At 72.0% G+C, this 23,046-nt stretch carries 17 protein-coding genes; 7 read left to right on the top strand and 10 right to left on the bottom strand.

Translation table 11 applies throughout. The features are described 5' to 3' along the window. The first annotated feature begins 79 nt into the window (after nucleotides 1-79). Nucleotides 80-2,200, top strand: coding sequence for a SpoIIE family protein phosphatase (locus ACQPY4_RS28095; RefSeq protein ID WP_433325774.1), 2,121 nt, complete (start codon nucleotides 80-82; stop codon nucleotides 2,198-2,200). A gap of 1 nt (nucleotide 2,201) precedes the next feature. Here the strand turns inward: ACQPY4_RS28095 and ACQPY4_RS28090 are convergent, their stop codons facing one another. From ACQPY4_RS28090 to eccCa, 3 genes are all read right to left on the bottom strand, one after another. Further along, complete coding sequence (locus tag ACQPY4_RS28090) at nucleotides 2,202-3,239, bottom strand: DUF6177 family protein (protein WP_433325772.1); 1,038 nt, start codon at nucleotides 3,237-3,239, stop codon at nucleotides 2,202-2,204. 67 nt (nucleotides 3,240-3,306) lie between these two features. After that, nucleotides 3,307-3,675 carry a hypothetical protein gene (locus ACQPY4_RS28085; RefSeq protein ID WP_433325770.1) on the bottom strand — a complete coding sequence of 123 codons (369 nt, stop codon included), beginning with the start codon at nucleotides 3,673-3,675 and terminating at the stop codon, nucleotides 3,307-3,309. After that, nucleotides 3,672-7,685 (bottom strand): type VII secretion protein EccCa, encoded by a 4,014-nt coding sequence (eccCa, locus tag ACQPY4_RS28080; protein WP_433325768.1) that lies wholly within the window; start codon nucleotides 7,683-7,685, stop codon nucleotides 3,672-3,674. Before eccCa ends, ACQPY4_RS28085 begins: the two co-directional genes overlap by 4 nt. A gap of 77 nt (nucleotides 7,686-7,762) precedes the next feature. Between eccCa and ACQPY4_RS28075 the strand changes: the two genes are divergently transcribed. Next, nucleotides 7,763-8,617: a hypothetical protein gene (locus tag ACQPY4_RS28075; RefSeq protein WP_433325766.1), complete on the top strand. Its 855-nt coding sequence runs from the start codon at nucleotides 7,763-7,765 to the stop codon at nucleotides 8,615-8,617. Nucleotides 8,618-8,848: 231 nt separating this feature from the next. Here ACQPY4_RS28075 and ACQPY4_RS28070 read toward each other — a convergent pair whose 3' ends face one another. From ACQPY4_RS28070 to ACQPY4_RS28050, 5 genes are all read right to left on the bottom strand, one after another. Beyond that, nucleotides 8,849-10,030, bottom strand: coding sequence for an AAA family ATPase (locus ACQPY4_RS28070; RefSeq protein ID WP_433325764.1), 1,182 nt, complete (start codon nucleotides 10,028-10,030; stop codon nucleotides 8,849-8,851). 11 nt (nucleotides 10,031-10,041) lie between these two features. Continuing rightward, entirely contained in the window at nucleotides 10,042-11,367 is a 1,326-nt protein-coding gene (locus ACQPY4_RS28065) for an EsaB/YukD family protein (RefSeq protein WP_433325762.1), read from the bottom strand. A gap of 37 nt (nucleotides 11,368-11,404) precedes the next feature. Further along, complete coding sequence (locus ACQPY4_RS28060) at nucleotides 11,405-12,388, bottom strand: TNT domain-containing protein (protein ID WP_433325760.1); 984 nt, start codon at nucleotides 12,386-12,388, stop codon at nucleotides 11,405-11,407. A 150-nt stretch (nucleotides 12,389-12,538) separates the two neighbouring features. Continuing rightward, nucleotides 12,539-12,841: a pore-forming ESAT-6 family protein gene (locus ACQPY4_RS28055; protein WP_433325758.1), complete on the bottom strand. Its 303-nt coding sequence runs from the start codon at nucleotides 12,839-12,841 to the stop codon at nucleotides 12,539-12,541. Nucleotides 12,842-12,865: 24 nt separating this feature from the next. Then, nucleotides 12,866-13,201: a hypothetical protein gene (locus ACQPY4_RS28050; protein WP_433325756.1), complete on the bottom strand. Its 336-nt coding sequence runs from the start codon at nucleotides 13,199-13,201 to the stop codon at nucleotides 12,866-12,868. A 314-nt stretch (nucleotides 13,202-13,515) separates the two neighbouring features. Between ACQPY4_RS28050 and ACQPY4_RS28045 the strand changes: the two genes are divergently transcribed. The 5 genes from ACQPY4_RS28045 (at nucleotide 13,516) to ACQPY4_RS28025 (ending at nucleotide 19,798) form a co-directional block, all read left to right on the top strand. Further along, complete coding sequence (locus ACQPY4_RS28045; protein ID WP_433325754.1) at nucleotides 13,516-13,809, top strand: hypothetical protein; 294 nt, start codon at nucleotides 13,516-13,518, stop codon at nucleotides 13,807-13,809. Nucleotides 13,810-13,827: 18 nt separating this feature from the next. Next, nucleotides 13,828-14,181 carry a DUF6507 family protein gene (locus ACQPY4_RS28040; RefSeq protein ID WP_433325752.1) on the top strand — a complete coding sequence of 118 codons (354 nt, stop codon included), beginning with the start codon at nucleotides 13,828-13,830 and terminating at the stop codon, nucleotides 14,179-14,181. A 121-nt stretch (nucleotides 14,182-14,302) separates the two neighbouring features. After that, nucleotides 14,303-17,932 (top strand): ADP-ribosyltransferase, encoded by a 3,630-nt coding sequence (locus ACQPY4_RS28035; RefSeq protein WP_433325750.1) that lies wholly within the window; start codon nucleotides 14,303-14,305, stop codon nucleotides 17,930-17,932. 33 nt (nucleotides 17,933-17,965) lie between these two features. Further along, entirely contained in the window at nucleotides 17,966-18,796 is an 831-nt protein-coding gene (locus ACQPY4_RS28030) for a hypothetical protein (protein WP_433325748.1), read from the top strand. Between the two features lie 36 nt (nucleotides 18,797-18,832). Then, on the top strand, nucleotides 18,833-19,798 hold the full coding sequence (locus tag ACQPY4_RS28025; RefSeq protein WP_433325746.1) for a hypothetical protein: 966 nt from the start codon (nucleotides 18,833-18,835) through the stop codon (nucleotides 19,796-19,798). 167 nt (nucleotides 19,799-19,965) lie between these two features. Here ACQPY4_RS28025 and ACQPY4_RS28020 read toward each other — a convergent pair whose 3' ends face one another. Both ACQPY4_RS28020 and ACQPY4_RS28015 read right to left on the bottom strand, forming a co-directional pair. Beyond that, entirely contained in the window at nucleotides 19,966-21,753 is a 1,788-nt protein-coding gene (locus ACQPY4_RS28020) for an NAD+ synthase (RefSeq protein WP_433325744.1), read from the bottom strand. A 33-nt stretch (nucleotides 21,754-21,786) separates the two neighbouring features. Then, nucleotides 21,787-23,022 carry an MDR family MFS transporter gene (locus ACQPY4_RS28015; RefSeq protein ID WP_433325742.1) on the bottom strand — a complete coding sequence of 412 codons (1,236 nt, stop codon included), beginning with the start codon at nucleotides 23,020-23,022 and terminating at the stop codon, nucleotides 21,787-21,789. Nucleotides 23,023-23,046 lie beyond the last annotated feature (24 nt).

Below are 23,046 nucleotides of genomic sequence, written 5' to 3'. Positions count from 1 at the left end.
CTTCTCTCCGCGACGGCGTCCGATGGCCCATACTGACGCAGGGAGTGCTTGTGAGGACCGGCTGTCTGGAGCGCGTCACGTGAGATCCATCATGGCGCAGCGGGGCGATTCGACCGCGGCCGACCCGGCGTCCAGGACGCTCGTCCTGGGCGTCGACGCCGCGCGCCGCATCGTCCAGTGCGGGCCCAACGCCGCGCTGGTGCTGGGCCGCGAACCGGCCGAGCTGATCGGCCGCCCGGCCGCCGAGCTGGTCGCCGAGGACGGCAAGGCCGACCTGGAGGCGCTGCTCGAGGCGCTGGAGGCCGGGCAGGAGCGCCGCGCGGTGCTCACCGTCCAGGGCACCGCCGCGGGCGCGGGCGCCACCGACGCCGTCGTCACCGCGCAGCCCATGGTCGGCGGGGTCGGCGAGGGATCGCTGGCCGGGCTGCTGTACGTGCGGGTGGCGCTGCCGCCCAGCGAGCGCTACCAGGACCCGGCGCTGATGCGGCGCGCCCTGATGGACGACCCGCTCACCCGCTTCGGCGCCTCGCTCGACCTCGACCAGAGCGCCAAGGGCCTGGTCGACGTGATCGTCCCGCACTTCTGCACGACCGCGTCGGTCCTGGTGCTGGAGAGCCTGGTCGCGGCCGACGAGGTGCACAGCGAGAGCGGCTCGGCCGTGCTGCGCCGCATCGCGGTCACCTCCGACGACGGCAACCCGGCTTGGACCGCGACATTCCCCATCGGCGAGGTCCTCATCTACCCCGAGGGCACCCCGTACCGCGAGGTGCTCGACACCGCGCGTCCGGTCCACCTGCCGCACGTGGACGCCGACCAGGCCGGAGACATCGCCCGCAAATGGCGCCGCCGCCCCGTCGGCGACCTGCTGACCGGCGGCTCGATGGTGCTGCTCCCGCTGATCGCCCGCGACACGCTGCTGGGGTTCATCGCCTGCACCCGCGTCCCCGGGTTCCGCCGCTTCGACGCCTACGACGTCGAGATCGGCATGGAGTTCGCCGCCCGCGCCGCGATCGTCATCGACAACGCCCGGCTGTTCAGCCGCGAGCGCGCCACCGCCCTCACCCTCCAGCGCAGCCTGCTGCCCAACCGCCTGTCGGCGCCGTCGTCGGTCGAGGTCAGGCACCGCTACCTGCCCGGCAGCAAGCTCGTCGAGGTCGGCGGCGACTGGTACGAGTCGATCGCGCTGCCCGGCGCCCGGGTCGCGCTCATCGTCGGCGACGTGGCGGGCCACGGCGTCCGCGCGGCGGTCACCATGGGACGCCTGCGCACCGCGCTCCACACTTTGGCCAACCTCGAACTCCCGCCCGCCGACGCGCTGCACGTCATGCACGAGCTGATGATCGAGCTCGGCGAGCAGGAACCCCACTTCGCGACCTGCGTCTACGCCGTCTACGACGCCACCACCGGCACCATCGAGGTCGCCTCGGCGGGCCATCTGCCGCCGCTGCTGGTCGCGCCGGACGGCTCCAACGGCTACCTCGCCGTCCCCCCGGCGCCGCCGCTGGGCGTCGCGGGCGGCCAGGCCATCGAGAGCCGCGAGTTCACCGTCGAGGACGGCAGCGTCTTCGTCATATACACCGACGGCCTGGTCGAGAACCGGGGCCGCGACATCGACGACGGCCTGGCCCGCCTGCAGAGCATCTTCGGCCCCGACACCATCGACCGTCCGATGGAGGACCTGGCCAAGGCCACCCTCGACGGCGTCTACGCCGACCACCACCGCGACGACATCGCCGTCCTGCTGGCCCGCCTGCGCCGCCTCCCCGAAGACCGCTGCGCGTCCTGGACGCTCCCGGCCGACCCCGCCGCCGTCCGCCGCGCCCGCGGCCTGGTCCGCGCCCGGCTGGACGAATGGGGCCTGGGCGACCTCACCGACACCACCGAGCTGCTGGCGTCCGAGCTCATCACCAACGCCCTGCGCTACGCCCCGGGCCCCATCGAGCTGCGCCTGCTGCTCGAACGCACCGTCGTCTGCGAGGTCCTCGACCGCTCGGCGGCGCTCCCGCGCCTGCGCCACGCGGCCGACGACGACGAGAACGGCCGCGGCCTGCTCGTCGTGAGCCAGCTCGCGCACCGCTGGGGCACCCGCCGCACCGCCGCGGGCAAGGTCGTCTGGTGCGAGCAGATCGTCCCGGGGGTCGACCCCGACCCCTCCGAGCCCGTCTCCACCTGGCCCGGCGAGAACCACCACCGCGAGTAGGTCAGCTGGTACCGCGCCAGTTGGAGCTGCCCGCGCCCGGGTCGCGCAGGTACTCCATCAGTTCGCTGAGGCGCGTCCAGGCGCCGTCGCCGTCCTCCAGGGCGTACCAGATGCCGGGCTTGGCGGGGTCGCCGATGGTCTTGGCCTCGGCCTCGGCGGCCAGGGCGTGCTCGACGCCCGCCTCGGCGACGCCCTCGGGGCCCACGGCCAGGGCGATCGGCACCGGAGCGCCGTACCAGCGCGCCGGGAACGTGAGGTCGGCGCGTCCCGGGGCCCACTGGGCGGTCATGGTCTGGAGCGTCCCGGCCTTGGCGTACTCGTCGGCGAGCGCCGCCAGGTCGTCCAGCGGGGGTTCGCGGTCGGCGGGGTAGGCGACGCCGAACGACACCGTCTCCTTGACGCCCGAGGTGACGCGGGCGATCCGGGCGGTGCCGCCGCTCGGCGGGACCTCGGCCTTGGGGCCGTGCGGGCCCATGAAGATCAGATAGGTGGCCTGGGGCGCGCGGCGGCGGCCGAGGTCGGTGATCTCCGAGGGCGACCAGCGCGACAGCGCGGGCTCGGCGGTGCCCCACGCGACCGGCGGGACGCCGGTGAGGGCCGTCGACAGCGCCTCCATCGTGCCGCCCAGTTCCAGGCCCGCCGTCGCCTCGTGGACGAGGGTCAGGCTGACCATGAGATGGCGGCCCGCGTCCGGCGGCGGCCCGGTCAGGAAGGTCGCGGACGGCCCGTCGCCGCCGCCCTCGGCGAGGGCGAACGCGCCGCCGTCCCAGACCAGGGGGAGCCCGGAGAACCCGTCATAGTAGGTGTCGCCGTCCGGCTCCTGGGCCACCCACCGGGTGGTGGGGCCGCTCAGCGCCAGGCGCAGGGGGAGCGTGATCCGCGCGTCGTGCGGGGTGAGGATCTGGATCGGCTGCCCGTTCGCCGCGCAACGGGACATCGCATCGGTCAGCCAGGAGGAGAGCGGCACCAGGGGACGGTCTTGGATGACGACCGCGCTCTTGGCGGTGATGATGTCGACTGCCGGGTGCGCGCTGCTCATCGGCGAAGCCTCCCTGCGCTTCGGGGGGCGTGGGGGGTCGTCCCCCCACAGACGGAATGCGCGCTGCTCACTTGGTGGCTCCTTCCGGGGGCCAGACGGTGCCGCCCAGGCGGGTGACCATGGCGTCGGCGAAGCGGTGCGCGAGCCGTGGGGCGTCGGCCTCGCCGTTGGAGGCGCGGGCCTCCACCCACCAGAAGGGGACGGTGAGACCGGCCGTGGCCTCGTCACCGAGGAGGCGTTCCACCTCGCCCTCGACATCGACGCGCTGCGCCGACTCGATGCTCACCAGCGGACGTCCCTCGTCGTCGCAGAGCTGGATGATCGCGCCCGCCCCGGCGCCGCGCACGCGCAGGGCCTCGCCCGCGTGCACCATGCTGTCGACGATGGCGCGGACGTTTGGCGCGCGCTGGGTCAGGACCACCAGGTCGTAGGTCAACGGTTCTCCTTACCGGGACCGGCGTCGGTCAGGGCGTCCTCGACGAGCGCGGTCTGGATGAGGCTCGGCGACTCGCCGCGCCTGATGTACAGGCCGCGGCCGGGCGGCAGGGTGTCGGCGTAGATCCGCGGGAACAGCTGCCCCTCGGAGCGGTCGCCCGACATCACCAGCGCGGCGCTGCCCGTCTCGCGCATGGACTGGACCAGCGGGTCGTACAGGCCGCGGCTGGCCCCCGCGACGCGGCGCGCCACGACGAAGTGCAGGCCGATGTCGCGGCCGCTGGGGACGAACGGCACGAACGGGGCCAGCGGCTGCTGGCCCGCCGTGGTGAGCAGGTCGTAGTCGTCGGCCAGGACGACGATCTGCGGCCCCTTGACGGTGCCGTCGGGCGCCTCGGCGGCGTCCTCGGGCATCCGCTCCTCCAGCTCCTTGGCGACACCGCCGGCCAGGCCCGCGCACACGCGCGGCGTGGTGGCGTAGCCGCCGAGATAGGGCTCGGGGACCAGGTCGCGCAGCGACCTGCGCGGGTCCATGACCGCGAAGACGACCTGCTCGGGCGTGTAGCGCGCGACCAGGTTGCGGGCGATCAGGCGCAGCAGGTTGGACTTGCCCGAGCCGCCGTCGCCCAGGACGAGCAGGCTCTGGTCGGCGTCGAACAGGTCGAGCAGCACCGGCTGGAACGCGCGCTCGTCCACGCCGATCGGGACGAGCCGCGGCTCCTGCTCGGGCCCGGGGAGGTTCCCGGCGGGCAGCCGGTGCGGCAGGACGCGGACGCGGGGCGCCGTCGTGCCCGTCCAGGCGTTGCGGATCGCCCGGACGGCCGACTCGGCGGCCACACCGAGTTCGGTGGTGTTGGGCAGGCCACCCAGCGCCGGGACGGCCACATGGCCGAAGAGCTTGCCGTCGGTCAGCGCGCGCCCCGGCAGCTCGGCGCTGATCGTCTCGGCCAGCTTGCGGTCGACGGTGGAGTCGGAGGGGTCGTTGAGCCGCAGCTCGACGCGCTGGCCGAACGTCGACTGCGCGGCGATCCTGACGTCGTTCCAGCGCAGCATGCCCGCGACGATGTGGATGCCGTACCCGCCGCCGCGCTGGAGCAGGTCGGAGACCATGTCGTCGATCTCCTCGAAGTCGTTGCGGATCGCGCCGAACCCGTCGACGACCAGCACGACGTCGGCGGACGGCAGCTCGGGCACCTGACCGGCGGCGTGCATCTGGCGCAGCCGCTGGACGCCGTCGATGCCGCGCTGGCGGAACACCTCCTGGCGGTGTTCGAGCATCCCGTAGATCTCTTCGACGGTGCGGCGGATGCGCTCGTGGTCGGTGCGCCCGGCCGTGCCGCCGACATTGGGCAGGTCGGCCAGCACCTGGAGGCCGCCGCCGACCAGGTCGAGGCCGTACACCGCCACCTGGCTCGGCGAGTGGGTCAGCGCCAGCGACATCACCAGCGTGCGCAGCAGCGTGGTCTTGCCGGTCTGCGGCCCGCCGATGATCGCGACATGGCCGCCCGCCGCGGTGAGGTCGAGCTGCCAGACGCCCTGCCACTGGCGGCGCGCGTCGTCGAGCAGGCCCAGCGGGACGTGCAGCGGCTCGACCCGGACGGGCAGCCGCATGCCCTCCTCGGTGACCCGGACGGGGCCCGTGATGGCGTCCAGCGTGGTCACGGCGGGCAGCGGCGGCAGCCAGATGTTCTGAACGCGTTGTCCGTGGCGGGTCATCTGCCCGGCCATCACGTCGAGCAGGGTCGGGCCGGTGGTGCGTTCGGGCAGGTCGGGCTCGTCGCCGCCCGCGCTGGCCTGGCCGGGGGCGTCACCCTGGCCGCCGATGTTGTAGATCGGGTAGGGGCGGACGGGGGCCCGCCCCGGCCCCTCGTCCAGCGCTTCGAGCGGCCCCCGGTAGGGGCCGGAGACGTAGCTGCCCTTGAACCGCAGGTAGACGCTGGTGTCTACCTTCAGGAACCCGAACCCGGGGAGGGCGGGGAGGTGGAAGGCGTCCGGCGAGTCCAGGACCGTGCGGCTCTCCTCCTCGGAGAACGTGCGCAGGCCGATCCGGTACGACAGGTAGGTCTCCAGACCGCGCAGCTTGCCGCTCTCGATCCGCTGGCTCGACAGCAGCAGGTGGACGCCGATGCTGCGCCCGATGCGGCCGATCGACAGGAACAGCTCGATGAAGTCGGGACGCGCGGTGAGCAGCTCGCCGAACTCGTCGATGATCACCAGCAGGTGGGGGAGCGGGGGCAGGTCGGGCCGCTGCCGCCGCTGGTAGTTGTAGTCGCCGATGTTGGCGATGTTGCCCGCGTCGCGCAGCACCTGCTGGCGGCGCTGCACCTCGCCCGAGAGGCTGGCGTAGACGCGCTCGATCAGCCCGGCGTCGTCCTCCAGGTTGGTGATCACACCGGCGACGTGCGGGAGGTTCTCGAACGGTGCGAAGGTGGCGCCGCCCTTGTAGTCGACCAGCACCATGCTGGCCTGGTCGGGCGGGTGCGAGGCCGCCAGCGCCAGGACGAGCGTCCGCAGCATCTCGCTCTTGCCCGACCCGGTCGCGCCGACGCACAGGCCGTGCGGGCCCATGCCGAGGCTGGCCGCCTCCTTGAGGTCGAGGATCACCGGCTGGCCGGTGTCGTCCAGGCCGATCGGCACCCGCAGGAAGGCCCGCTCGCTGCGCGGCGCCCACATCCGGCGCATGTCGAGGTCGGCCGGGTCGGTGACGCCCATCAGCGCGGTGAAGTCGACGTTGCCGCCCTGCGCCGGGCCCTCCTCGATCGACTCGCGCGAGAGCCGCAGCGGGGCGAGCATCCGGGCCAGGCCGGTGAGCATCGAGGCGGGGACGTCGTCGACCGTCCCGCCCATGGTCACGGGGTTCTGGCCGCGCAGGTCCTCCACCACGACCTGGTCACCGGCCACCCGGATGCGGACGCTGACGTCGCCCGGCTCGTGCGTCTGGTCGGCCACCATGTGCAGGACGGTCGTGACCAGGTCGGCGGGCGAGACGGTCTCGTCCGGGCGGACGAGGTCGGCGGCGATCTCGCCGTGGGTGTCGTGCACCACCACCAGGCGGCGCAGCAGCCGGAACGAGTCGCGCTTGCCCAGACCGCGCCGCACCTCGGCGGCGAAGTCGGTGCGCTCGCGCAGGTCTTCGGCGAGCAGGGCCGCCAGCTTCAGCGGGCTGGACGCGATCAGCCGGACCGGCGCGCCGCCGTCCCTGCGGTGCTGGTCGAGGACGTGCGGCAGCCACTTCAGCCACTGCCAGTCGCGCGTCCTCGGGCCGGGGAAGGCCACCGCGACGGCGACGTCTTCGGGGGCGTGGAACGCCGTGAGCTGGGCCAGCAGCGCCCGCGCCACGCGCAGGACGTCCTCGCGCTCGCCGACCACGCTGACGTTGCCGGCCATGTCGAGCGGGAGGACCAGCGGCATGTCGGGCGAGGAACTGAACCTCCCCAGCAGGGCCCGCGCCTCGGAGAGCATGAACGGGTCGGTGGGCGTGAGGGCCGTGCCCTGCTCGCCCACTTCGAGCGGATGCCCGGGCACGAACCCGGTGCCCACCCGCACCCGGAGGAAGTCGGCGTGCGGACGGCGCCGCTCCCACAGCCGCGTGGGGTCGCGGACCACGTCGTACAGCGCCTCCGGCGGCGGGTCGAGGACCCGGGCCTGGACGCGGTCGTCGCGCTCCTGGCCGGACAGGTCCTCGCGCAGCTCCTCCAGGTACTCCAGGTAGAGCTCGCGCTGGCTCTTGCGCTGCCGCGACACCTGGCCGCGCCGCGACAACAGCATCGCCGCGCCCGCCAGGACGCAGACGACCAGCATCACCGCGCCCAGCATCATGAACGCCGGGTTCCGCAGCACCGTCATAATGGTGAGCGAGCCCATCATGCCGACCATCGGCAGGATCGTCATGAGCTGGTTGCCGGCCCCGCCCCCCTCGGGGAGCGTGGGCGGCGCCTCGATCTGGCGGGGTTCCCGTACGGCCGGGGGGTACACGGTACGTGCGGGTCGATGCACTACCCGGGTCGTCACTCCAGCCACTCCTCGCGATTCCTTGAATCCGCTACATCTTAGGGGCGGCCGGAGACGGGTCGTGTTGGGGAGGTTGGATGCGGATTTTCGAGGTGTCGGGTGATGTGCACGCCCTCATCGAGGACCTGCTGCCCGTGGTCAATCCGGCCGCGCGCTTCGAAGCCGAGCTGGCCCGGGTCGTCCTGCCGGTGGGCCGCTTCGCGCCCAGCGCGTCCACCTGGGTGATCTTGGAGCGCTGTGCCCGCGAGCCCCGTCCCGCCTGGCCCCGGCTGGTGGAGGACTGGCTGCGCGAGGTGGGCGACCGCGCGGCGATGGCGATCGCCGACATCGAACTGCTCGGCGACGTCCGCGAGCTCCTGCGCCTGCGCATCGTGCCCAAACTCACCGACACGGCGAAGGCGGGCCTGGTCGTCCTGCCCGTCGGGGAGCACTTCGACGCCATGGTGATGATCGACCACCCGCGGTTCGGCGGCCCCCTGACCGAGGCCCGCGCGTCCCTGCTGGCCCTGCGCCGCCTGGGCGACCTGGTCGTCCGCAACACCCACCAGCGCGAACTGGCCGACGTCACGTCCCACGACCAGCCCCTGACCCTCGACGAGCAGGTCCGCGTGGTCACCAAGCCGGGCTCCCGCTACGTCTCGGCCCTGCTGACCGAGCTCGACCGCTTCCTCCCCGACGCGGGCCCCACGGGCGTGCTGCTGGCCGTCCCGTCCCACAGCACGATCCTCCTCTACACGATCACCAGTGCCGGGATGTCGCAGGTCCTGCCCGTCTTCATGCAGCTGGCCCAGGACATGCACGCCGCCGCCGACGACCCCTGCACGCCCGAGACCTTCTGGTGGCGCCGCGACCACCCCATGATCAAACTCCACCCCGCCGCCGACCCCCCACCCCCACCCCAAAAACGCCGCCGCCCCTGGCGCCGCTCCTGAACCCCGCCTGATCTCCCCGATCCGGCTCCTACAACCCAGCGACCCCCGCCCCGCGCGCGATTGCGTTAACTAACCGGGGAAGCGAAGCCGAAGGCGAGCTTCCCCGGTTAGATCGCGAAGCGATGCAGCAATCGCAAAATCACGGTCACCGGAGCGAGCCGCCAGGCGAGCGTAGGTGGGCCGGGGTTTCAGTGAACACAGCCGCCAGGCGAGCGCAGGTGGGCCGGGATTTCAAGAAACACTGCGGCGGAGGGCCTCGGCGGCGATCGTGACGGCGGTGACGTGGGTCGCCTGGGCCAGGCGGGACGGGTCGAGGGCGGCGCCGACGGCCATGTGGCGGTCATAGCCCATCCGGACGACGCCCGCGCCGACCTCGGTCAGGACCTCGCTCGCGCGCTTGACGTCCAGACCCTGGGCCATGGTGGGGGAGTGGGCGGTGAAGACCACGATGGTGCGGGGGTGCAGGGCCTGGAGGCCGTTGGCCGCCATCCAGTCGAGGGCGTGCCCCACGCTGGCGGCGCCCTCGGGGGTGGCCGTGGCGACCAGCACCTGGGCATGGGCCGCGCGGAGGACGGCGCGGTGCAGCTCGGTGCGGATCCCGGCACCGCTGTCGGTGATCGTGACGCCGAAGAAGCGCGTCAGGGGGATGCCGGTGGAGCGGTAGGTGTCGGCCGACAGGGCGGCGCCGCCGATCGGGCCGCGGGTGCCGGGCAGCGCCCACAGGCGTTCGAGCGGGTGGGCGAGGTACGGCTCGACCTGGTCGAAGGACGCGGTGGCCAGCTCGGCGCGGGCCAGGTCGGTGAGGGTGTACTGGCCGCGCAGGCCCAGGCGCAGGGGGAGCGAGCCGCGCTCGGGGTCGACGTCCAGGGCCAGGACGCGGTCCTGGCGGTAGCGGGCGAACACCGAGGCGACCAGCGCGGCGACCGTGCTCTTGCCGGTGCCGCCGCGCACGCCGATCACCGCGATGCGGCGGCCCGTGGTGACCGGGTGCTGGATCCAGCGGCCGTGCTCGGCGATGCGCTGCATCTCGTCCGCCGGGCGGAAGGGACGCACGGCGGCCCGCCCCACGCGCCGCAGCCGGGAGTCGCCGTGGACGTCTTGGAGCACCAGCTTCTCGGGGTCCACCCCGGGCTCGGCCGCGGTGGGCGGCGGCGCGGGCGGGCGCGGCGCCGGACGTCCGGCGTTGAAGTCGGTCGTGGTCGCCGGGGGAGGCGGCGGGCCCGGCTGAGCTGGGCCTTGGTTCGGCGGGCTCTGCTGCGTTGGGGGCTGCTGCTGGTTCGGTTGGGGTTGTGGGGGTGTGGGGAGGGGCTGGGGACGGGTGGGAGCGGGGGTGCGGCGTGGGGAGACCGTCGGCGGATCGATGGTCGTCGATTCCGGGTCGGGCCGGGGCTCGTCCCGGTCCTTGTGGGTCAACCCGCGTCCTCTCAGAAGGTGTCGAGCAGACGTTCGAAGGTGCCGAAGGTGCCGATGGCGACCGGGATGATCGCCACCACGGCGGCGGCCTCGACCCGGTTCATCACGCGGCGCAGCCGGGCGCGCACGTGCTCGGGCTGGTCGCGGGTGAGGACGACGAACGGGATCGCCAGGCCCGCCAGAAGCATACCCAGTGCGGGCCACACGCCCCACGTAACGTGATCGGCCCATCGCACGCAGAGAGCGACCACGATCACCATGGCGGACGCGAACAGCGCGCCCTTCTCCAGCACGAGCGGGAACATCCGGGCGCGGCTGGCGACCACGACGGCCAGCAGGCCCGCCAGGCCGCCGGACCAGCCGTCGAAGTCGGCCGTGGCGCCCAGCCCGGCGACGGCCGCGGCCAGCGCGACCGCGACGGTGGCGATCACCATGCTGCGGTGGGCGGTGTCGAGGGCGCCCATGACGTCGCCGCGCGCGACGGCGTCGCCGGAGCCGCGGCGGTCGTCCAGGGACGCCAGCCCCGACAGCGACAGCGCCGTGCGCAGCAGCACGCTCAGCAGGACGACGCAGGTCAGCGCCAGGACCGAGCCGGTGCGCCCGCCGTCGAGGCCGAGGCCGGCGCAGAGCGTCCCGGTGCCGCCGAGCAGCGCGGCCAGGGCGCCGCCGATGAGCCCGCCCCGGCCGAGCGGGGAGCTCAGGCCGAGCAGGGCGACGATCGCGGCGGCGATGAGCGCGAGACCGCCCCAGCGGGCCCACGACTCCCAGTCGTGCAGGTCGGCGGCCGTCCAGACGGCCAGGCCGCCGGTCACGCCGCCGCCGAGCGTCAGCGCGGTGCCGAGCGGCTCGCGCCAGGCGACGCCGATCGCCAGGCCGGAGGCCACCAGGACGGCGGCCAGGCCCGCGACGACGCCGACCCCCGCGTTCCCGTCGACCTCGCCCCGGATCAGCAGGCCCATCGCGAAGACCAGCGTCATCAGCGTGAGAGACGCGCTCCAGCGGATCGCCCCTGGCCCCCAGCGCCACAGGCGCCCGTCGAGGGAGTCGCCGACCACCTCGGGCACCTCGTGGACGACCGGCGCGGGCAGCGGCTCGTCCGAGCGGACCAGCCGCAGCACCGACCCGTCGGGGATCTGCCGGTCGGCGAGGCTGGCCCCGGGCTCCAGGACCTCGCCGGTGGAGGTGATCAGGTGCCGGAGCCGCGGCGGGCTCTGCACCGGGTCGCCGAGCAGTTGCAGCACGTCGGGCATGAGAGCGCCGATCGGCTCCTGCGCGGGAAGGACCATATCCACCCTGCGGCGCTCACCGACGAGGGTGACCCGGCTCCACGCGGCCATTGTGCCCTTCCATGAGTACGTCGTTCGCTTGCGTCGGTCACCGGGGCACGGCCGTGCCGGTGACCCGTTCAAGGTAGCCGTTGCGGACCAGCCAGCGGACGGTCGGCAGCACCGGCGGCCGGGGGAAGAACCCGGCGTTGACGGTGAACCGCGTGCCGCCGCCGGGGCTGTCGGGGCCCGGGGCGGAGATCGACGCGGTGACGTTGAACTGCTTGACCACCCGGTAGCGCAGGTACCCGCCCGGAATGCCGGGGATGGTGGTCGCACGTGCCGATCTCGGCAGCCCGCGCTGGGCGAAGGGGAGGCCGAACGGGAACAGCATCGAGCCGCTCTCCTGGCCGAACTGGTCGACCAGCTTGCCCTGGGCCAGCGGGTAGGTGACCGAGCCGCCGCCCGCACCCGCGATCTTGGAGCGGGCGTCCTGGGCGAGCGCGGCGCCGTCCTTGATCGCCTGCTGCTCGGCCTGCGGAGTCAGGACGTGCGGCGGCGTCTCCCGGACGACCAGCTCGCCGTACAGCCAGCGGCTGGCCTCGTCCTCGCTGGGGAACTCGGCGGCGATGCGTCCCTGCTGGAACTCCACGAGCCCGGCGGTGAACTGGTCCTTGTTCCGGGCGATCACGTAGTAGCTGGACGCCTTGGCGGGCCCGGGACGCGGCTGCCCCGGCAGCACGTACAGCGGCGCGGGCACCCCGGCCCGGGTGAGCGCGTCGCGGAGGCGGGGGAAGGTGACCTGCGTCCCGACCCAGTCGGCGGGGACGGGCGCGGCGCCGCCGTCGGGCGCCTGCTGCTGCGCCTGCGCCTGCTTCTCCTTCTCCTGCGTCTTCAGCCGGGACTGGAGGAAGGACCAGCCCACGGTGCCCGCGCACAGCACGGCCGCCACGCACAGCCCGGCGACGATCTTGCCGACGCTCTCGTCGAACGTGCGCCGCGTGCGATGCGGGCCGAACATCAGGGCGTCGCGCAACCGGCGGCGGCGGACCGCCACCGACTCCAGCAGTTGGGTGTCGTAATCGCGTGCCAAACGGGCCTCCTCCCACCGCAGATCATGCCGTGCCCGGTCGCGCGCCGCGACCGGAGGGCCCGGCAACGGAACACGGGAGGGACCGCCGCGCGCGGCGGCATCCCTCCCGTGGTCTTCAGTTCAGGTCTCCGACCGGCGACCCGTCCCGGTTCAGATGGCCTGGACCGCCGAACTGGCCTGCCCCAGAGCTGTCTGGGCGTGGCCGTCGTTGGATTCGAGCGTGCTCTTCACCAGACGGATGATCTCGCGGGTCTCGTTCGCCGCGGTGTGCCACTTGATCTCTTTGGCGTTGTACTCGTCCGACACGCCGCTGGCCTCGAAGTCCGACATGGCGGTCTTGACGTCGGTGTCGCGGGAGCCGATCAGCGCCTCGAGCCGGGCGACGATGGTCTGGATGTTGGTCTGCGCCTCGCCCGAGGCGCCGGTGTCGTAGCTACGACGTCCGTTGGTCACGGTGGTGTCCCTTCTGCGAAGACGTCAGGCGGAGCGGAACTTGGCGCCGTCGAAGTTGGCCGAGCCCATGTTGCGGCTGGCCTCGTCGGCCATGGTCTGGTCACCGGTGGCGAACGCCTTCTCCATGCCGACCTGGCCGGTGTTGACCTTTCCGAGCCCGGCCCGGAGGTCGGCCGTGATTTGGTCGGAGCGCGCCTTGAAGCTGTCGAAGGCGGCCTTGCCGGCACCGTTGAACTTGCCGGACAGCGGCTCGGCGGCCGCGATCAGTGCCTTGATCAGACCGGACAGCTCCTCGCCGGAGTTGCCGGTGTTCTTGGCCAGGGTGCTGAGCGTCGTGTCGCCCATGTCCCATCGCCCCATCGTTGCCTCACCTGCCAGTCGGGTCGACCTTGACTCATTACCTGGATGGAATCCGTGCACGACCTTAGTTCGCTCTGCCCGTTTCCTGCCACCGCGCCGCAGCGGGAGGGGCGCCGTGCACGGAATCCACTCAAGAGTGGGACGTGCGGGACGCGGCGGAAGTTCGACGAAGATGCTGAGAGATTTCGGACAGGACGAAGCGAAGGGTGCGACTGGACACCGATGGGCGTGTTTGAACATCATGGGCGCCGTGGACGTCCAATCCCCATGAGGCAGTGCCTCTGGTCGGACCACAGCCGAGCGTTGGTGGAGCGATGAAGTTCGAACTGGTGGAGCCACCCGAACCCGCCGTCCCCGAGACCGTCGAGGACGAGGCGGGTGTTTCGCATGCGCCCGAGGGACCCGGTGACGACCCGGTCGCGGGCATCGAGGCGCTGACCAGCCAGTTCGTGGCCGAGGTCGCCGTCGCGGCCGAGGGGATCGACGCCTCCCTGGCGGAGCTGGCCGAGGTCGTGCAGAGCTCCCAGACGGACGCGGTGGAATGGGACGGCGCGGCCCCGCCGGAGAACTTCCGGGCGGGCCGGTTCGGTCGGCGGGCGGGCGAGTAGGGAAAGGGAACGGGGAGCATGGCGAGATATGACATCGACCCCCCTGGGGTGGGCTCGGTCGTCAGCAAGGTCGGCGGCTATGTCGCGGGCGAGGGCGGCAAGGGCGAGGGCGGCCTGGTCAAGCAGCTGTCCAATTTCGCCGACCATGTGGGCAACGCCGGGACGGCGGCGGCCAGCATGCCGATCGGCACGGCCCTGAAGGAATACGTCGACCACACCACGCCGGGGCTGAAGGGCATGGTCACCAAGACCGGCAGCTGCATCAAGGGCGCGGTGGACGCGGTCAAGGCCTACAACCGCGGTGACCTGGAGATGATGGCCGAGGCGCAGCGCGCTGCCGCGAACGCGCCGGCTCCCAAGATCGGCAAGTGAGCTCCCGGCCCGTGTGACGCGATTCACACGGGCCCTTAAGATCTTCTTCCCCCCCGTGGAGCGTCGTACGGTTCGGTGAGGTCTCGGGGTCGAGTGTTAGGGGTGTGCAGCGTTGAGTGGCGTGATCGATCCGAGCGCGATTCCGATCCCGAAGGCGAACCCGGATGATGTCGAGGCGGCGGGTAACGCGCTGAAGAAGGACGGGACCGGTATCTCTCAAACCGGTCATGACATCAACTCTGGTTGGCAGGGCCTGTCGGAGTTTTATGTCGCGCCGGAGTCGGGTCTGCTGCTCAATGCGCCCAAGCCGGTGGCCGCCGCGGGTGATGCCTTCAAGGGCGAGGTGACGACGGTCGGTGACGCGTTGATCACCTTCGCCGGTGAGGTGCGTCCCATCATCAGCAAGATCCAGGGCTTGAAGTCCTCGGCCCAGACGTTCCGGAACAAGATCGACGGCGATGATGACTGGCGCAAGGACGAGGACAAGGTCAACGAGCACAACAAGCTCAACAACGACGTCCTGGCGGCGCTGGCGCAGTATCAGGAGGCCGAGCGGTCCTGTGCCAACAAGATCACCGGCATCTTCGGCGGTACCCGTTTCGTCCCTGGGGACGGCAAGCCCGGTGCGGGCGAGAAGGGCTACGGGATGGGCAAGGCCCCCAAGGATGTGGAGACGCCTTGGGCCAAGCCGCAGGAGCACGACAAGCCTTGGTATGAGGACGCGTGGAACGGCGTCACCGACTTCGTCGGCGGCATCCTGACCGACCTGGGCGACCTCACCGGTCTGCACGGCAAGGACGGCTGGTTGTGGGAGGGCGGTAACTGGCTGGACAACATGAAGAACAACTACACCCAGGTCCTGCAGGACCTGGGTGGCCTGGTTGGTCTGCATGGCAAGGACGGCTGGGTCTGGGACGGCGGGAGTTGGTGGGGCAACTTCTCCGGCGCCTGGACCGAGGTCGCGCACTCCTTTGTCCCGTGGCGCGAGTGGGGTGATCGTCCGGGCTATGTCATCACGCAGAGCATCTTGAACATCGGCAGCCTCGCCATCGGTGTGGGTGAGGTCAAGTTGATCTCCAAGTTGCTCAAGCGCGGCGACGCCGACGCTCCCAACACTCGCGACGGCGACTCCGACGGCGACGGCCGTCTGGACGACAACGCCAACGTCGACGGCCTGGACTCGGGCAACAACCCCACCACCCGCGACCTGCAGAACGAGCTCAACGAGCTTGACTTCGACGGCGGCGACCTCCAGGACCTCCAGCGCTCCCTGGACGACGCGGGCGAGCTTGAGCGTCAGCCCGCCCATGTCGGCGACCGCGAGCAGAACGGCGACAACGGGGACAACGGCGACAACGGGGACAACGGCGACACCGACAACGGCCCGCGCGACACCAACCCGGGCAGCGGCGACACCGACAACGGCAACAACACCGACAACGGCAACACCGACAACGACAACGGCAACACCGACAACGACAACGGCAACAACGACAACGGGAACGGGAACAACGAGAACGACGGCGGCGACACCGACAAGCCGGGCGACAATGACGACAAGCCCGGCGAGAACGAGCAGCCGCCCAAGGACGACTCGGGCGACAACGACAACGACCAGGACCCGACGAACCCGCCCAAGGACGACGACTCCGACTCCGGCGACGAGCAGGACCCGCCGAAGGACGACGCCGACCCGAACAACCCGAACGACCCGCCCAACGACCCGCCGGACGACGACGGGTCCACGCCGGGCGACGGCGACGGCCGCGACATCCCGCCCGAGCACTTCGGCGACACCGACCCGCGCCAGCCGGGCGCGCTGGGCGACAAGTACAAGGACGGCGTCTACGACCCGCCCGGCGACCGGCCCAAGGACCAGTTCGAGCCGCATGAGCGCGAGACCGCCGACACCCGGGCCGACGAGGGCAGGCTGGTCACCCGGCTGCCCGAGCATCCGCTCAACAACCAGGGCTACAGCTCGCTGGACGCGATCGAGCGCAGGGGCCCGAACGACCCGGGCACGGGCGTGGAGTACAAGGACGTCGGCAAGAACACGGCCAACGCGTTCGACAGCCAGCTCAAGCGCGGCCTGGGCAAGTTCAGGGACCAGCCCGACGGTTCGTTCAACGAGGGCGACATCGTCATCGACGGCCGTCGCAGCGGCCTGACCGAGGACAACGCGCTGCGCGGGCTGGAGAACCGTCTCGGCCGGATGTACCGCGAGGGCGACGTCCGCTTCGACCGCGTCGGCCGGATCGAGACCTACCTCGGCGACGGCAACCGGCTCGTCTTCGAGAACGGCCGCATCACCCGGATCACCGACGCCGGCGAGCAGGTCATCCGCCAGTGGGACCCGGACTCCAAGCGCTGGACCACGCCCGACGACGGCAACACCCGTCCGGACGGGAACAACGACGGTTCCGGCAAGGACCAGGACAACGACAACGGCGGCGACAAGACCCCCGACCCCGACGACGGCAAGAAGCCCGACGGCGGCAATGACGCAGACGGGGGCAAGGACGCCGACGGCGACGACGGCAACGACGGCAAGAAGGACGACGACGGCAACGACGACGACGGCGGGACGCCCAAGGACACCGACCCGCCGAAGTCGCCGAACGACAACGGCGGCGGCGCGCCGAAGCCCGACCAGGACGGCCTCGACGCCGACGGCGGCAACGGCAACGACGGCGGGAACGGCAACGACGGGAACGGCGGCGACAAGGGCGGCCAGGACCCCGACCAGCAGGGCCCGAACCAGCAGAACGGCCCCGACCCCGACGGTGACCGAGGCAACGACGCCGACAACGACGGAAGCGACAACGACGGCAAGAACGACCAGGACAACGACAACGACGGTGCCAAGGACGACGACGGCAAGCCCGGAACCGTCGGCGACGACGGCGTCCGCCGCTTCGACTCCGACCAAGCGGGCGAGGACTACGGCGAGCGCGAGCTCGGCGACCGCTACGACAACCTGCCGGACGAGCAGCGCAGGGCGGCCTGGTGGTACACGCGCCAGTCGTTCCCCAACGGGTTCCTGCGTCCCGGCTCGGACGTCGGCAGCTACTTCAACCACCTCGAAGGCGAGCACAACGCGTTCCGGAGCCTGGTCGACCTGAACGGGGGCCGCAGGCCGACCGTCGCCGACCTGAACCAGATGTGGCACCGGACGGACCTGGACGCCGACCAGCGCCGCCTGCTCCAGGACCTGCTGAACGACCGCAACGTCAACGACCGGCTCAACCGGATGGAGGGATCGTCGAACTACTGGCGGTTCCTGCACGACTACTTCGGCGGGGTCAGGCCGACGCCCGACGTGTTCTGGGACCGGATCCACGATCTCGACCGGGCCATCGACCAGCCCCTGCCCGAGCCCGTCCAGGTGCAGCGCGGTCTGCACGACGTCGACTTCATGCGCGGGCCGGACGGGCAGCCGCTCAACGGCCGCGACCCGTCCCTGCTGGAGGGCCAGACCTGGACCGAGCCCGGTTACATGTCGACCTCGCTCGGGGAGGGTACGACTAAGGTCGACGGCAAGGGCTTCGAGTACCGGATGCACATCGACGTGCCCAAGGGCGGCCGCGGCCTCTGGATGGGCAAGAAGAGCGCGTACGACGACCAGCGCGAGCTGATCCTGCCCCGAGGCACCCAAATCAAGATCAACAAGGTGGAGAAGGTCATCGGGCCCGACGGGAAGGTGTCCTACGACATCGACGCCGAAGTGATCCTGCCCGGGGCGGGGCACTGATGACGACCGCAGCGATCGGAAGGTGTGCGCAGCATGGCTGACCAGGCACCCCAGGGCGGCGCGTGGGACCCCACGGCCCGCGTGGTGCCCGCCAACGACTACGCCGCCCACACCTACGGGCCGGTGGCGTACTACCCGGTCACGCTCGGCGGGGAGCTGATCGGCTTCCTGTGGGCGTCGCGTTCGGAGCCGGCCGCCGGCTTCTGGCGCCGGGTGGACGGCCCCGAAGGGACGTTCCTGGCCTCCGGGGTCTGGTCCGAGCGGCTCATGGCGGCCCACGCCCGGGGGCTCTCGGCCGTCGAGGCGATCCGCGATCAGGTCGGCGCGCCCGAGCACCCCGAGGCCGGGACGGTCGCGGCGGGCGCGCCCGAGGGCGAGGCGTCCGGGCTGGCCGAGATCGACGAACTGGCCAACCCGGGCAACCCGGCCGACCCGGACGCGTTCGCCGACCTCGACCGGGGGCTGCTGCCCGACGGGACGCCGATCGACCGCTCGAAGGGCTGGGGGCCGCTCTCGCTCCCGAATCCCTCGACCTACCCCGACGAGACGTCCGGGCCGGTGGTGTACCTGCCGGTCGCCAAGGAGGGCCGGGTCGTCGGCTACGTGTGGGCCTCGCCGACGCGTGAGGCGGCGTCCTATCTGGAGCGCGCCGAGGTCGGCGTGGACGGATGGAACGCGGGCGTGCCGTGGAAGGTCAGGCTGCGCGACGCGCACGCGGAGGGACTGCCCGCGATCGAGGCGCTACGGCGCCTGGTCGGCACGCCGCCCGACCCGCGCGGCGGTGAGATCCCGGCGGGCACTCAGGAGCGCGAGGCCGGGAGCCTGGACGAGCTCAGGGAGCTGGCCGGCGGCACGGGCCGGTAATCTTCGAGACGGCGGGAAAGAACGGAAAGGCGATCGGTGAGCAGGACTGTCGAGATTTACGTGGCCGACCGGGGGGAGCTCCTCCCGCTGGCGCAGCGCGTCGGTGAGGAGCTGGGCGTGTCCGCCTACTTCGCCTCGCGGTCCTCGGCCGTCTTCGCGCTGGACGCCTCGCGCTGGATCGGCGCCGAGGGCACCGGCACGCTGACCCTGGCCCCGACCGACGCCGAGCCCGACGACGGCACGGCCCTGGCGCCCTACGCCTACGAGCTGTCCCTGGAGTACCGGGGCGGCGACAACCTGGCCAGGGGCGAGCTGAGGGAGCGGTTCGGGCGCGCGCTCTTCGACGGGCTGCGCGCGCTGGAACGTCCGCTGGCCTACGCCGACGACGTGAGCCTCTACGCCGACTACCTGCCCGGCCGGGGCACCCGCGACTTCGACACGGGCGCCGACTGGGACGAGGACGGCCGCGACCGCTGGAACGACCCCCGGCTCTATGGCCCGGACGCCGAGATCCCGGCGCCGGAGCCGCCGCCCGTCCCGCGCGGCTCGGTGACGGTCTTCGAGACCGGCGGGCTCGTCCAGTTCGTCCCGACGAGCACCCTCGACTCGCGCTCGCTGGTCCCGGCCGTCTCGGTGCGGGCCGACCAGGGCGACGCCACGATCGGCCGCGCCCTGGCGCTGGCACTGGCCCGGTCGTCGTCCACCGGCGGCACCCGCGACGGCGATCCCTTCCGCGCCGTGGCGGGCACGGCGGGCGGCCTGAGCCCCGACGAGTACGCCAGGACGGCCGTCTCGGTCGACCTCGCCGTCGAGGGCGAGACGATCCTGGCCGTCCCGCACCTGCCCCACACGGGCGAACCGCTGAAGCACATCGCGCAGGGCCCGGTCGTGGATTCCCTCGCCCTGCGCGAGTCACGGGCCTGGGACGACGCCGCCATGGGCCGCACCCTGCTCGACTTGATCGCGGCCACCCGCGCCCACGCCGGGCACCAGCGCGTCTAGGGCGTGTCCGGTGGATCTTCGATCGGCTGCGCGACGCCCAGGCACGCACCTCGCCGCGTTGTCGTCAGTCGACAGCCAACACCGGGCTGCCTCCCTCCTCCGCCTTGCGATGCACGCACCTGGACGTCGCTCGCGGCGAACAAGATCCACCGGACACGCCCAGGCCCTCAGCAGCGCTCGCGCCACCGGCTGGTGATCGGCAGGCGGCGGTCGCGGCCGAAGTTCTTCGGGGTGATCTTCGGGCCGGGCGGGTACTGGCGGCGCTTGTACTCGGCCAGGTCGACCAGGCGGATGACGCGCTCGACCAGCGCGGCGTCGTGGCCCGCGGCGATGAGCGCGTCGCGGCCCATGTCGCGCTCGACGTAGTCGACCAGCAGCGGGTCGAGGACGTCGTAGGGCGGCAGCGAGTCGACGTCCTTCTGGTCGGGACGCAACTCGGCCGAGGGCTCCTTGTCGATGATCACCTGGGGGATGGGCTCCTGGGCGAACGGGTGCAGGAACGGCAGGTCGGAGCCGGTCTGCTCGTTGCGCCAGCGGGCCAGCGCCCAGACCATCGTCTTGGTGAGGTCCTTGATCGGGCCGAAGCCGCCCGCCGAGTCGCCGTAGAGGGTCGAGTAGCCGGTGGCCAGCTCGCTCTTGTTGCCGCCGGTGAGCACCAGATGTCCGTGCTCGTTGGACAGGCCCATCCAGATGTTGGCGCGGATGCGGGCCTGGAGGTTCTCGGCGGCCAGCCCGTGCAGGTCGAGCTCGGCCTCGAAGGCGTCGACCATGCCCCGGATCGGGACGATGCTGGAGTGCAGCCCCTGCCGCTTGACCAGCTCTTCGGCGTCGGTGACCGAGCCCTCGGAGGAGTAGCGGCTGGGCAGCAGCACGACATGGACCGAGTCGGGCCCGATCGCGTCGGCGGCGATCGTGGCGACCAGCGCCGAGTCGATGCCGCCGGACAGGCCGAGGACGACCGACCCGAACCCGTTCTTGCGGATGTAGTCGCCCGTGCCGAGGACCAGCGCCCCGTATGCCTCGGCGAGGTCGTCGAGGGGCTCGGCGAGCGTCTGCGGCGCGACGTCGTAGGCGGGCAGCGGCTCGGCCGACAGGATCTGCCGGTCGATCGTGATCGTGGTGCCGTCGAGGGCGTCGACCGGGCGGCGTCCGGGCTCGGACGCGGGGTCGGCCTCGGGCAGCGCGAGGTCGGTCACCAGGAGGTGCTCGACGAACTGGGGCGCCCGCGCGAGCAGGGCGCCGTCGGCGCCCACCACGATGGAGTCGCCGTCGAAGACCAGCTCGTCCTGGCCGCCGACCATGTTGACGTAGGCGAGGGCGCATCCGGCCTCGCGCGCGCGTTCGGCGCAGAGGTCGAGGCGGACGTCGTCCTTGTTGCGTTCATACGGGGAGGCGTTGATGGCGAGCAGCAGGCCCGCGTTCGCGGTGTCGGCGACGCTGACCGGGCCGCCGTCCTGCCAGAGGTCCTCGCAGACCACGGTGGCCACGTCGACGCCGTGGAGGCGGACGACGGGAAGCCGGTCGCCGCGCACGAAGATGCGGTACTCGTCGAAGACGCCGTAGTTGGGCAGGTGATGCTTGGCGGAGCGGGTGATGACCTCGCCGCCGTGCAGCCACGCCGCGGCATCCTGCGGCGACCCGGCGGGCTGCCCGGCGCGTACCAGGCTGACCGTGCGCCGGTCGAGATAGCCGGTGACGACCGGGACGCCGCCCAGGCCCTCGTCGGCCAGGCGCCGCGCCACCCGGGCCAGCGCCCGCTGGGACGCCTCGACGAACGAGGAGCGCAGGGCGAGGTCTTCCACGGGATAGCCGGTCAGCATCATCTCGGGGAAGGCGACCAGATGCGCGCCCGCGTCGGCGGCGCGCCGTGTCCATTCGACGATGAGGCCGGCGTTGCCGTCGAGGTCGCCGACCGTCGGGTTCACCTGTGCGAGCGCAATCCGAAGCTGTGCCACCTCATCAGCCTAAACGACGCCCCCCTGGTTTCGTCAAACTGACGAAAAGGCTGCCTTGCGCCGCCGGATGGCGGGGCCGATCATGACCTGGGCCGCGGCGCCGAGGCCGGCCAGCGTCCCGCAGGTGATCCACAGTACCGGCGCGCCGACCTCCAGCAGCCGGGTGCCGCCCAGCGGCGCCAGCAGGAATCCTCCAGACCAGGCGATGCCCCACAGCCCGGCGTACCGGCCGCGCAGATGGACGGGGGCCAGGTCGGCCACGATCGCCTTGGAGACCGACGCGGCGATGATCTCGCCGATCGTCCAGACGAGCGTCACCACGATGAAGATCCAGAACCGGGTCGCCAGCGCGTACATCCCGAACCCGACCGCCATCACGGCCATGCCGACCGCGAGGACGCGGCTGTGGTCCAGGCTCGCGAGCCAGGCGTTCACCACCGGCTGGACGGTCACGATCAGCACCCCGTTGGCCGCGATCGCCATCCCGTAGTGCTGCGGCCCCAGACCCTCGACCTTCATGGCCAGCGGCAGCGTGGTCATGCACTGCATCAGCACGAAGGTGTAGACCAGCGTGATCAGCGTGCAGATCACCATGAGCCGGTCGCGCAGGACGTCCAGGAAGGTGCCGCCCTTCCCCTCCTCCGTGTCGCGCGCGGGCCGGGTCTCGGGGATCGCCCGCCACACCAGGACCGCGAACGCCATGCAGGTCACCGCGTCGATCCAGAACAGCGTGAGGTAGCCGTGGCGCGCCAGCGTGCCGCCCAGCAGCATCGAGAACGTGAAGCCCAGGTTGATCGCCCAGAAGAGCAGCCCGTACGCCCGGGGACGCTCCTCGGGCGAGATCAGGTCCGCCACCATGGCGTCCGACGCCGGACGGTACATGTCGATCGTCAGCCCCAGCAGCAACGCCGAAACCACGATCAAGGGGATGCCCTCGGCATAGGCCAGCGCGATCATGCCGAAGCCGGTGCAGCCCATGGACAACGAGAGCGTGGCCCGCCGCCCGATCCGGTCCGACAGGAACCCGCCGAGCAGCTGCCCCGCGATGGACCCGCCGCCGAAGATGGCCATGACGATGCCCGCCTCGCCCAGCGAGAGGCCGCGCGCGGTGGTCAGGTAGAGCCCGAGGAACGGCTCGACCATCGTCCCGAGCCGGTTGATCAGCGAACCGGCCCACAGGAACCAGAACGACCGGGGAAAACCGCCGAGCCTGCTCTGGACGAAGCGGCCCGCCGGGGAGAGCGGGGGAGTCCCAACGTTGGCGGTCATGGAGCGATCTTCAGGGGTGTCCAC

It is taken from the genome of Spirillospora sp. CA-294931, assembly GCF_050946795.1.
Lineage (GTDB): Bacteria > Actinomycetota > Actinomycetes > Streptosporangiales > Streptosporangiaceae > Spirillospora.
This window is presented reverse-complemented; position numbering and strand designations above follow the sequence as displayed.

Excerpts from the sequence above, each read along its gene's own strand:
- ACQPY4_RS28090 (WP_433325772.1), bottom strand. The coding sequence starts at position 3,239 with ATGAGCAGCGCGCACCCGGCAGTCGACATCATCACCGCCAAGAGCGCG.
- ACQPY4_RS28075 (WP_433325766.1), top strand. The coding sequence starts at position 7,763 with ATGCGGATTTTCGAGGTGTCGGGTGATGTGCACGCCCTCATCGAGGAC.
- ACQPY4_RS28065 (WP_433325762.1), bottom strand. The coding sequence starts at position 11,367 with ATGGCCGCGTGGAGCCGGGTCACCCTCGTCGGTGAGCGCCGCAGGGTG.
- ACQPY4_RS28050 (WP_433325756.1), bottom strand. The coding sequence starts at position 13,201 with ATGGGGCGATGGGACATGGGCGACACGACGCTCAGCACCCTGGCCAAG.
- ACQPY4_RS28045 (WP_433325754.1), top strand. The coding sequence starts at position 13,516 with ATGAAGTTCGAACTGGTGGAGCCACCCGAACCCGCCGTCCCCGAGACC.
- ACQPY4_RS28040 (WP_433325752.1), top strand. The coding sequence starts at position 13,828 with ATGGCGAGATATGACATCGACCCCCCTGGGGTGGGCTCGGTCGTCAGC.
- ACQPY4_RS28030 (WP_433325748.1), top strand. The coding sequence starts at position 17,966 with ATGGCTGACCAGGCACCCCAGGGCGGCGCGTGGGACCCCACGGCCCGC.
- ACQPY4_RS28015 (WP_433325742.1), bottom strand. The coding sequence starts at position 23,022 with ATGACCGCCAACGTTGGGACTCCCCCGCTCTCCCCGGCGGGCCGCTTC.